The organism is Marinomonas algicola (assembly GCF_014805825.1).
GTDB classification, from domain to species: Bacteria; Pseudomonadota; Gammaproteobacteria; order Pseudomonadales; family Marinomonadaceae; genus Marinomonas; species Marinomonas algicola.
The window spans coordinates 80037-90775 of sequence record NZ_CP061941.1; the positions used below are offsets into that span (position 1 = coordinate 80037).

A 10739-nucleotide genomic window follows, 5' to 3' on the forward strand; every position below is an offset into this window, starting at 1 on the left:
TCGATGCCTCGATACTAAATGGGGTTTCAGATAAACAGCCTATTTTCTTACTTAATTCTTCTATGCATGTTGGTTATGTGAATGATGTTGCTATGGAAAGGGTAAAAGATTTTTTCAAGAATAGTTCAAAGACAGACGTTTCGTTTCTAGACACCTGCAACGGTATTTTGCAGGAGCTACCTCAGTTGGGACCTGTATTAAAGGTTATAGCTGCGCAAAACTCACTGAGTGCAGATGATCTTCATTTAAAGGTTCAAGAGATTTTCGCTGAAGCCAGCAGCCGAGGTGTTACCTCAGTATTGGATGCAGGAGTAGACCCTGCTACTGTTGATAAGGAAAATGAGGGCCCCTCTTTTCTTTATAATCAGCCAGAAATGTTAAAACGCATCGCTGAGAGTAATTGTCCTGTCCGAATAAGTGGTGCGCTTGCGGCGACCACCTTGGCGGATTTTAATGACAAAATTGAAGGACGCTATCATTTAAATACAGGCAATGAATTATTTAACATTCCCTTTATTAAAATCTTATCTGACGGCTCCAACCAAGGTCTGACAGGACTGCAATTTCAACCGTATGAATGTAATGAAAACTATCTTCCTTATAATAAAGTCGGCCAGCCTCAATCAGACCAAGATGTCAGTAAGCAAACTAACATCGGATTGTTTAATTATGGTTACCCAACAGAATACGACACCTTGATTAAAAAGATCGTTGATAATGGCTGGCCTATGATGATTCATGCAAATGGAGATCAAGCCGCAAGTCGAACAGTGGAGGCGTTAGAGCGAGCAGGGTTAACGAAGGCAACCAAGGAACAGCGTCGGGATCGCATTGAGCATGCCTCTCTACTAACCAACGACACCCTCGAAAAAATGCAAGAACTAGGCACATCACCAAGCTTCTTAATTGGGCATGTGGGGTACTGGGGATGGGCTTTCCAACAGACGATTCTGGGAACTGAAAAATCACAACTGTTAGATCGTTGCCAATCGGCTATTAGTCAACACGATATGCGTATTACGTTGCACAGTGATTACAGTGTTACCCCGTTGGGGCCATTGCGTATGATGGAACAGGCTATTACGCGTATTATGGAAGGGGCTCCAGGCATGCCAAGACCAAAGAATGACTCAATGCAAACGAAGGACGAGTCTCCTGCGGCATCTCTCCCCTTTCCTGTGCTTAACGAAGAGGAGCAAATTTCTCGCTTTCAAGCCTTAAAAGCTGCAACGTATGACGCTGCTTGGCAATGTCATGCAGAAACATGGTCCGGATCATTGGAAGTCGGTAAGTGCGCCGATTTCGTTATCCTTGAGGCGTCTCCTTTAACCTATGGTAATTCTAAATATGGCGTTTATTCTGCCTTTGGAATGCGTGATATCAAGGTACTTGAAACTTGGAAAGGTGGCGTAAGACGGTATCACAATAAAGACGTATGAGAGCATAAATACACGCAATAATAGGGATGGTGTGATGTCACAATCTGCTCTTTCAGACTAAGTGCAGATTGTGATTGATATTATCGGTCTGGTGTTTTTCGTTGCTAGCGGTTAAAAGCCAGCCTTAACACACGGTGTACTAATCACTCATAATGACATCGTTCACCGCTTTTGAAATGAGGTCCTTTTTTACTCGCGTCGGTTTAATGGGCCTTTCAAACCAGAAGCTCATGGGTTGATCGTAGCCGATACCGTGCATATAGTTGTACAGAGCTTTGCGTAACCCTTCTCCCAACATGTCGTGATCTGTACCCGTTGGGTCAGTGAAATCCACATCATTTTCAGCGAAAAGAATCTCAGGGCGCTCCGCTAATGTAATACCAAACGCCTTCGGGTTAATGCCGATTGGGCTGTGGGCTGTGGCGGCAAAGCGATGCCAGAAAGCCGATTGAAAGCATCCTTGAGCCATCATTTGACGCACCATTTCCAATGAGTCTATGGTTTCTTGTTCGGTTTGAGTTGGGAAACCATACATTAAGTAGGAGTGAACCAAAATATCGGCCTCACTAAAGGCTTTGGTGACGCGTGCGACTTGCTCGACACTGACGCCTTTTTTCATTAGCTTGAGCAACCGATCAGAGGCGACTTCAAGGCCACCGCTCACGGCGACACAACCAGAATCCGCTAATAGCTGGCAGCGTTCAGGAGTAAAGGTTTTTTCAAAGCGGATATTGCCCCACCAACTGATCACTACTCCGCGCTCAATTAAACGCTTTGCCAGAGCAAACAAGGCCTTAGGTGGCGCCGCTTCATCAACAAAGTGAAATCCCGTTTGCCCGGTTTCTTCTATGAGTTCTTCAATACGATCGACCAGAATATCGGCGCCAGCCGCATCGTAACGATCAATGTAATCCAAAGTTACGTCACAAAAACTGCATTTACGCCAATAACAACCGTGAGCAATGGTGAGCTTATTCCAACGACCATCGCTCCAAATTCGATGCATTGGATTCAACATTTCACACAGAGAAAGGTATTCACTTAACGGCAAGCCATCGTAAATCGGTGCGGCCACATCGGTTTGGGGAATATCGTGCAATTCGGCGTTGGTGTTGTAATGAACGTAGGGTTCGCCATTGTCGTCTTCCGCGAGAAAATAGGTGCGTACCAAATCGTCGATTTCACACTGACCGTCAAAGTATTCCAATAGGGTCATAAAAGGGCGCTCGCCATCATCTAGACAAATAAAATCGACAAACTCAAACACGCGAGGGTCTTTTAAAGCTCGCAGCTCGGTATTGACAAAGCCTCCGCCCATCACGATCGGAAGGTCTGGGTGAATGGTTTTACAGGTTTGCGCAATGCGTAATGCACCCAACATATTGCCAGGGAAAGGCACCGTTAAGGCCACCACACTGGGTTGGGTTTCTTCCAAATACAACGCCACCAATTGTTCCAAAATTTCCGAGCTGAAACTGGGTTCATCCATTAACGTATTGTAGAGATCATCAAAACTTGGGTTGGCTGCCGCTAAACGCTCACCATAACGGCTTACCTCAAAATACGGATCAACGCCTTGAGTAATCACCGCTGACAAATCATTAATAAATAAGGTGGCCAAATACTTGGCTTTATCCTGCACGCCTAAACGGCCAAATGCGGTCTTTAGAATGTCCCCCGATACGGCTTCCATTTGTGCAATAGCATCAAATGCTGGGCCTTCTGGTAAGAAACGACGAGAAACAATGCGCAGTGCAAGACTTGGGTCTTTACCCTGTAAAAAACGAATGACAGGCTCGACACATAAGCGATACTGGTCGAACTCAGCCAGAAAAGTAAAGATCACAGCAGGCCGTTCATCGTCTTCAAACGATTCGAAATTCGCCTCAACATGTTGACGAATAATATCCAACGCGGGCATGGTCATCATTTCAAGAAACAGTTCGATAGCCGGGTCACGTTGCACGGCTTCATAGCCCCGAGAGCGCAAAAAGCCAGTTAGATACGCTGTTGCTGGATACGGCGTATTCAGTTGGGTCATCGGTGGGGTCATTAGAAGAACGGTCATAGCCTGCCTTTAAAAGTAAAACCTAATTGAAAGTAAGGCGGATTCTAGCAGTAAAAACCTTAAAAGGGATGGCGACTTACTTTAAATGACTGAGAGCGACTCTGTTTCAAATCGAACACCGTGTCGCTCTCAGTCAGTTTATGTTGGCTTAAAGTTTGAAAAACTCGACTTCTTTTTTAAGGGATCTCGCTAAAGAATCAACGTTTTCAGCGGCTTTAGCGTTATTATGCATGGCATCCATGGATTCTTGTGTCATGTTCATAATCTGATCCATGGATATTGAAATATCAGATACGAAAGATACCTGGTCTGCGCTGGCTGTGGCGACTTCACGAACTTGAGACAAGGAATCCGCCGCTTGCACCTCAATATTTTGCAGTAGTTGAGTCGCTTTCTCAGATTGTTTCCTACCGTTCTCTACTTGCGGTAGGGCGGCTTCCATCATACTAACTGAGGCTTGAGTCGATGTTTGAATTTCACTGATAACACTGTCAATTTGAGCTGTTGCATCGCCTGTTCGTTTGGCTAGATTACGCACTTCATCGGCCACAACAGCGAAACCTCGGCCTGACTCACCTGCTCGTGCGGCTTCTATGGCGGCATTTAAAGCTAACAAATTAGTTTGTTCTGAAATGGAACTGATTTCACCGATGATGCCACCGATTTGTTGAGTACGACTTTCAAGATCGCGAATTTGATCAACCGACGTATTCACCGTTGTTGCAATTTTATCTATTTCTGTCGCGGTTTTTTCAACGATGTCTCGACCTTGTTTCGCGTATTCTGCCGTCGTCTCCGAGTTCTTTTCGGTTTTGGAAGCCACCGCTGCGACTTGATCGATGCGTTCTCTCATTGATTCAAGACGTTGAGCGGTCATCTTAGTTAGCTCAGACAATTCAACCGTTCTAGACAGAACCTGAGTATTACCATTGGCAACATCGCTGATTTGAGCCGCTACATTGTTTGATGAGCTGACAATGGTTCGTACAATGCTCGTTAGCTTTATTCCCATAGCAGATAAAGAGTCCATTACTGAGCCCGCTATATAGTCTTCTTCTTTTATTATTAAATGACCCTCAGAAAATTCTTTGATTTTTGTTTGAGCTTCAATCGGTTCACCGCCTAATGAGAGACGAATACTACGCGCAATTAACAGGGCTATAATAAGAGATACCACCACGGAAAAGGAGCCTAAAATAAGCATCAGGTTTTCAAAGCCACCTGTGACGGCTCGTGCTTTTGGTGTCGCAATTTGGTTTTGTTTTTCTTGGTAGTCTATGAATTCATTAATAACGTTTAGATATTGAATAAAGGCGGGACGAATTTGATCTAACATGATGGCCGTCACTGGTTCGTTACGACGTGATAATTGAAGTACTTCTTCTACCATAGGTAACGTGCGTTTCTTGATGTTATCAATGCGCTTTAGAATGTCTTTTTCTGTCTCTGAAAAAGCCACGCCTTGCTGCAATAATCTATTCATATCTTGTTCAGCGGCGTTATAGAAATCTTCTAAACGTCGGATTTCTTGCTCTAAGAGGTCAATTTCTTGTGCACTTCTTGCTATTCCTACATCGCGAATTGCAATAGCACGATCATGAACACTGCCACGGTAATTAATCGCATATCTTTGCTTAACCGAATTAATATCGGTAATTTCGGCAAGGGTTCTGTCAATGAAGTTAACGTTTCGGATACCTAACGTAACCAATACCATCATAATTAGAATGATAATTCCAAAACCAGTGATCAACTTTGTTCTAACCGAGCTGTTTGAGAAAAAACCCATCGTTATCCCCTCTATCTAAATTATTTTAATGTTAGCAACGATTGCTTATTTGCTTAAAATTGTCTGGAAAATGTCTTTCTTAAGACAGGTTTTCTTACCCTTAAAAGTGGTTAGTGGTTAGCACTACCGTTTACATTTATTTGTGTAACGATAAAACGGTACCATCGTCAGAACGAATGTAGCGTGATTATTACTCTTGAAAGTACTATTACTGATTCTGTGAATCGTGTTTCTAGGTTGAAATCCTCTGTTTTTAAGAGCGTACACTTTATGCCTCTTAATTCATACCTCCGAAAAGTACGTATCTAGTCCACAAATGGACCATTTTTAGTGCGGTGGTGCTTATGAGATCAACGCATTATTGAAAGTGCTCTGATGTTTCTTTTGAAAGAGTGACCAATACCTACAAAGGCTGTCTCAACGCGTATATTTTTATAAGTAACGAGGAAGAGCTCTGACCCTTATTAGATTTATGGTAGAGTACGCGCCGTTACAGGTTGTTAGCGTGTCGTTAACAACAATAGGGAAGTCAGTGAAACTCTGACGCTGCCCCCGCAACGGTAAAAAAGTCACACTTTGTCACACGGCCACTGTGGTTCATCATGGGAAGGCGACAAAGCTTGCGTTAGCAACTTTTGAGTCCGGAGACCTGCCTGTAACGGGGGGTTCCGCGTAATAAGCTGGAACCAATATGTCACCACTGTGCGGGCGTGCGCAGTGCAACGGTAGACTCGACTTATGATTACTCAATTAACTCCTCCGGCGTTCACGAAATCCATCGTGGCGCTTAGTATTATCTCAGCTACGGCGCTTCAAGCGGACGTCGCAACGGCTGACGCATTACCTTTAAAGCCCTTGGTGGTTACCGCAACCTCAACGCCTTTAGAAACCGCCGACACACTGTCGTCCGTTACGGTCATTACTCGTGAAGAAATTAACGCTCAACAAGCGCAAGAAATGAGCGAGCTGTTAGCCGCTCAACCAGGTGTAGATATTAGCTCGAACGGTGGTTATGGCAAAGCGAACAGTGTTTACATGCGCGGTGCCAGTGCTGAATCGACTAAATTTTTATTGGACGGCATTCCTTTGTATTCAGCCACCTCTGGCGGCGCGCCGTTTGAAAATATTCCAACTTCATTAATTGATCGTTTGGAAATTGTACGTGGCCCGAAAGCGACCTTATACGGCGCTGATGCTGTGGGTGGGGTAATCCAAGCGTTTTTACCTGAGGCAGGTGATGAAAAACAATTGGATGTGTCTATAGGAGGCGGGTCGTTCGACACGAAAACGGCCGACGCCACGCTGTCGGGTGCCAGTAATCACTCTCAATACCTTTTGTCAGTAGGAAGTTTTAAAACCGACGGTGATATTATCAAAGAAGGCGAAGGTGAGCAGGGTTACGAGAACGAAAACCTATTGCTTAACCTTGGGCACAAATTTGCCAGCGGGGCACGTATAAGCGGTTTGATTATGAACAGCGAAGGGCGTAATCATTATGTCGGTGATGAAAACGATTACCAAGTACAAGTGATTGGCTTAGGTGTAAGCGTGCCAGTATTAGAAGACTGGGATACCGAGCTAAAATTGTCCCAGACGCGTAATGAAAGTACCACTCTGTCTTCGGGTGATAAATACGATACTAAAACGCAAACCGCTCGCTGGAGCAACACCATTTGGTCTGGCGACCATGAGTTTGTAGTCGGCGCAGAGACGTCGGAAGACCGCATTGAGGTGACACGTTATCAAGCACCAGATCGACGTAATGAGGCCGCCTTTGCTCAATCCCTGTTTGACTTTGGTTCAACCAGTTTACAGCTTAATATCCGTCAAGATCACAACAGTGCTTACGGTGATTCTACAACGGGTGGCATTGCAGCAGGTTACAAATTAGATGAGATTCATACGGTACGAGCCAGCTATGGCAAAGCCTTTGAAGCGCCTACGTTTAATGATTTATATTATCCCAACAGTGGTGATCCGACGCTGAAGGCAACGAAATCTGAAACCCTTGAATTGGGCATTCGAGCCGACCATGATGCCATGTTTTGGGATGCCGCTGTGTTTGATGCGTCCTATGGCGATATGGTGATATGGTCAAACTACACAGGGTCTTGGGCGGCGTATAATGTGGACTCTAAAGTACAGGGCGTCGAACTTGCGTCTGGTATTACTTTAGATCAATGGCAGCTCAGGGCGGCGTTTACTTGGCTCGATGCCAAAGATCAAGATACGGGTTTTCAGTTACCTAAACGAGCGCAACGCAGTGCGCGTTTCAGTGCCGATCGTTTGTTTGATAAAGGACAAGCAGGCATAACATTGATGGGTGCTACAGGCCGTGCAACCACCTTAGGCAGCGCCGAGACATTAACGGGCTATGTGACCATTAATGTGCGCGCAAGTTATGACTTTGCAACCGATTGGAAGGCTGAAATCAGCGTTAAAAATGCCTTGGACAAATCCTATCAAACGGCCAAAGGTTACTTTAATCCGGGTCGAGGTGTGTTCTTAACTCTGAATTACTCAGCTTTTTAATGAGTAGACTAATGCGAATCACCTGTTCGATAGTTGCGTGTTGGTTAAGCGGCTGGGCCTTTGTCCCAGCCGCTTCAGCGGAAGCGATCTGTGTGCTAGATGATCGTCAGCTCAACGTTTGCCTTGATCATCCGGCGGAGCGAATTGCGGCGTTATCTCCCGGTGCGACCGAGTTGATTTATGCCGCTGGCGCGGGTAATAAGGTTGTGGCTGTGGTGTCTTACAGCGATTACCCTGAAGCCGCTAAAAGCGTCGCCTCGGTGGGCAGTCATACGCGTTTAGATTTAGAGCGTTTGATTAGTTTGCAACCGGATTTGATTCTAGCATGGGGAACAGGTAACCCAACTGAACAGCTTGAGACTTTGGCGCGTTTAGGCTTACCCGTTTACTACGTGGAACCCCATGAATTCGAAGACATCGCTCGCAATATCGAAAACATGGGCAAACTTGCGGGTACCTCAAAGCCAGCAAATGCCGAGTCGAAAGCCTTTCGCTTAGGGATTCAGGCGTTACGTGAACGTTACCAAAACGCCGCGTCAGTAACCACTTTCTATCAAGTATGGGAAGAGCCGCTAATGTCGATGAATGGCCAACATTACATTAGCAAGGTGGTGACTCTATGCGGTGGTGTGAACGTCTTTACTGACTCGCCTCGCTTGATACCACGACTGAATCAAGAAGCCGTCTTGCTGAAAAATCCAGAAGCCGTTATTGCAGGTGGTATGGGTGAACGCAATGCACACTGGTTAGAGAACTGGCGTAAGTTTCCTGAGTTGCTCGCTACGCAACAAGGCAATTTGTTTTTTGTACCACCCTCATTAATCCAGCGACCCACACCGCGCTTATTAGAAGGCGCAAAAATTCTTTGCCAAAGACTGGATACCGCTCGTGCTCGCCGTTAATACACGCGATGTAACGCATCGTCGCGGCATACTCTGGCCGCTGATGATATTGGCGGCCCTTTCTTTATTGAGTGTCGTGTTGTCGATTACTCAAGGCAGTGTGAGTTTGTCGCCTTACGCGGTGTGGCAAGCGTTACTTGGACAAGGCTCCGGTCTCAACCAAACGTTAGTCATTGAGTTGCGTTTGCCTCGTGTAATGGCGGCATTCGCCACTGGTGGCTTATTAGCTGTCGCGGGAGCGTTAATGCAAATATTACTGCGAAATCCTCTGGCTGATCCTTATGTTTTGGGGATATCTGGCGGTGCATCTGTGGCCGCATTGACGGCCATTTTGCTCGGTATTAGCGGGATACTGATGTCTGGTATGGCGTTTCTTGGAGCCGTCTTATCTACCTTATTAGTTTTTGGGCTTTCCACTCGTTTGGGGAACATGGCGACCATGCGCCTGTTGCTTACTGGTGTGGTGATTGGGGCGGGCTGGGGGGCGTTGATTACCTTAATGCTGGCGCTCGCGCCACCCCATAAAATACCAGGAATGCTGTATTGGTTGATGGGTGATTTATCCTACGCCAGTACACCTTGGCTTGCTTGGCTGATATTGGTGCCGACATGTTTGATCTTAATGCCACTGGGCCGCAGTCTAAATGTATTGGCGCGGGGGCCTTTGCAAGCGGCCTCATTGGGTGTCAATGTAAAAGGCTTAGAGCGTCTTGTGTTTCTGCTAGCCAGTTTACTGACGGCCATTGCCGTCACGACAGCGGGCAGTGTTGGTTTTGTTGGATTGGTGGTTCCGCATATGTTACGGATGGTCTTAGGTAATGATCAGCGATTGATTCTCCCTGCAAGTGCTTTAGCTGGCGGTTGTTTGGTGACCTTAGCCGATACGTTGGCGCGCACAGTGATTGCGCCGGAGCAACTGCCTGTAGGGGTGATAACGGCTTTATTGGGTGTGCCAACCTTCTTGTATCTGCTGCAACGGGGCCGTGTATGACTGAATTGACTCTGATCAATCTACTGGCCGACATTCCCAACCAAATTGCTCGACCAGAGCATGCGTTATCGTTAACTTTTCAAGCGAGGCAGATGTGGGGTATTTTGGGCCCCAATGGCGTAGGGAAAACCACTTTACTGCATACTTTAGCCGCTTTGAAAGCATCAGCAATAGGGTGTATTGAATTAAATAATCGGCCCATTAACACCATACATCGTGTAACATTGGCGCAGAAAATTGGCATCATGTTTCAAGAACATCAAGACGGTTTTCCTGCCACTGTGTTAGAAACCGTCTTATTAGGACGTTTTCCTCACTTGTCTCCTTGGGAAATGGAGAACCAACATGACCTTGACTTAGCTCTCGTCGCATTAGATCGTTTGGATTTAACGCCTTTTCGTGAGCGAGCGTTAAGCAGTTTATCTGGAGGAGAGCGGCAACGAGCCGCATTAGCTACTTTAATGGCTCAAGACCCAGAGGTTTGGCTGGTGGATGAACCAACAAATCATCTGGACTTACATTATCAAGTTGCTGTAATGGGGCTATTACAAGAGCAAGCCAGAATAGGGAAAGCGGTGGTCATGTCTCTGCACGATGTGAATGTTGCCGCCCAATGGTGCTCTCATATTCTACTTTTGTATCCAGACCGTCCACCGATTTGGGGAAAAGCCAGCGATTTGCTCACTCAAACTAATCTAGAACCGCTTTATCGACAAAAACTTGCCATGACGGAACTCAATGGCAAACCTCTTTTTGTCCCTGTAAGCGAACAGTAGATTGTGCTTTAGCGCAATAATGATCAGTAATATCAAGGTGTTTTCGGGTTAAATCAAACGAAAAGGTTGTGCTTTAGCTCAATAATAGTCAGAAATATCAACGTCTTATCGGGCTAAATCGCGCGAAAAGTAGGTTGTGCTTTAGCGCAACAAGGATCAGTAATATCAACGTATTGTCGGCCTGAAGGCCGACCTACAGGATGCAATAATGATCGATAATATCAAGGTGTTGTCGGGGGATC

General features: G+C 45.9%; 7 protein-coding genes and 1 riboswitch. Of the genes, 5 read left to right on the forward strand and 2 right to left on the reverse strand.

Annotated features, from left to right (window positions below):
• Window positions 1-11: 11 nt before the first annotated feature.
• Window positions 12-1439, forward strand: coding sequence for an amidohydrolase (locus IEZ33_RS00355; protein ID WP_206696931.1), 1428 nt, complete (start codon window positions 12-14; stop codon window positions 1437-1439).
• Window positions 1440-1578: 139 nt separating this feature from the next.
• On the opposite strand, the gene IEZ33_RS00360 is transcribed toward IEZ33_RS00355, so the two are convergent.
• Both IEZ33_RS00360 and IEZ33_RS00365 read right to left on the reverse strand, forming a co-directional pair.
• Complete coding sequence (locus tag IEZ33_RS00360) at window positions 1579-3507, reverse strand: B12-binding domain-containing radical SAM protein (protein ID WP_191601780.1); 1929 nt, start codon at window positions 3505-3507, stop codon at window positions 1579-1581.
• A 148-nt stretch (window positions 3508-3655) separates the two neighbouring features.
• Window positions 3656-5296: a methyl-accepting chemotaxis protein gene (locus IEZ33_RS00365; protein ID WP_191601781.1), complete on the reverse strand. Its 1641-nt coding sequence runs from the start codon at window positions 5294-5296 to the stop codon at window positions 3656-3658.
• Between the two features lie 477 nt (window positions 5297-5773).
• Window positions 5774-5967: riboswitch (cobalamin riboswitch) on the forward strand.
• Between the two features lie 67 nt (window positions 5968-6034).
• On the opposite strand from IEZ33_RS00365, the gene IEZ33_RS00370 reads away from it, so the two are divergent.
• Genes IEZ33_RS00370 through IEZ33_RS00385 form a run of 4 tightly spaced genes read left to right on the forward strand, consistent with a single transcriptional unit; the run spans window position 6035 to window position 10497 of the window.
• Window positions 6035-7828 carry a TonB-dependent receptor domain-containing protein gene (locus IEZ33_RS00370; RefSeq protein WP_191601782.1) on the forward strand — a complete coding sequence of 598 codons (1794 nt, stop codon included), beginning with the start codon at window positions 6035-6037 and terminating at the stop codon, window positions 7826-7828.
• Window positions 7829-7839: 11 nt separating this feature from the next.
• Window positions 7840-8730, forward strand: coding sequence for a cobalamin-binding protein (locus tag IEZ33_RS00375; RefSeq protein ID WP_191601783.1), 891 nt, complete (start codon window positions 7840-7842; stop codon window positions 8728-8730).
• 43 nt (window positions 8731-8773) lie between these two features.
• Window positions 8774-9721 (forward strand): FecCD family ABC transporter permease, encoded by a 948-nt coding sequence (locus IEZ33_RS00380; protein ID WP_191603480.1) that lies wholly within the window; start codon window positions 8774-8776, stop codon window positions 9719-9721.
• On the forward strand, window positions 9718-10497 hold the full coding sequence (locus tag IEZ33_RS00385; RefSeq protein ID WP_191601784.1) for an ABC transporter ATP-binding protein: 780 nt from the start codon (window positions 9718-9720) through the stop codon (window positions 10495-10497). The genes IEZ33_RS00380 and IEZ33_RS00385 overlap by 4 nt, the downstream gene beginning before the upstream one ends.
• Window positions 10498-10739: the final 242 nt, after the last annotated feature.

What these genes read in the sequence shown, in the direction of transcription:
- IEZ33_RS00360 (WP_191601780.1), bottom strand. Translation starts at nt 3,507, where the DNA reads ATGACCGTTCTTCTAATGACCCCACCGATGACCCAACTGAATACGCCG.
- IEZ33_RS00370 (WP_191601782.1), top strand. Translation starts at nt 6,035, where the DNA reads ATGATTACTCAATTAACTCCTCCGGCGTTCACGAAATCCATCGTGGCG.
- IEZ33_RS00380 (WP_191603480.1), top strand. Translation starts at nt 8,774, where the DNA reads ATGATATTGGCGGCCCTTTCTTTATTGAGTGTCGTGTTGTCGATTACT.
- IEZ33_RS00365 (WP_191601781.1), bottom strand. Translation starts at nt 5,296, where the DNA reads ATGGGTTTTTTCTCAAACAGCTCGGTTAGAACAAAGTTGATCACTGGT.
- IEZ33_RS00385 (WP_191601784.1), top strand. Translation starts at nt 9,718, where the DNA reads ATGACTGAATTGACTCTGATCAATCTACTGGCCGACATTCCCAACCAA.
- IEZ33_RS00375 (WP_191601783.1), top strand. Translation starts at nt 7,840, where the DNA reads ATGCGAATCACCTGTTCGATAGTTGCGTGTTGGTTAAGCGGCTGGGCC.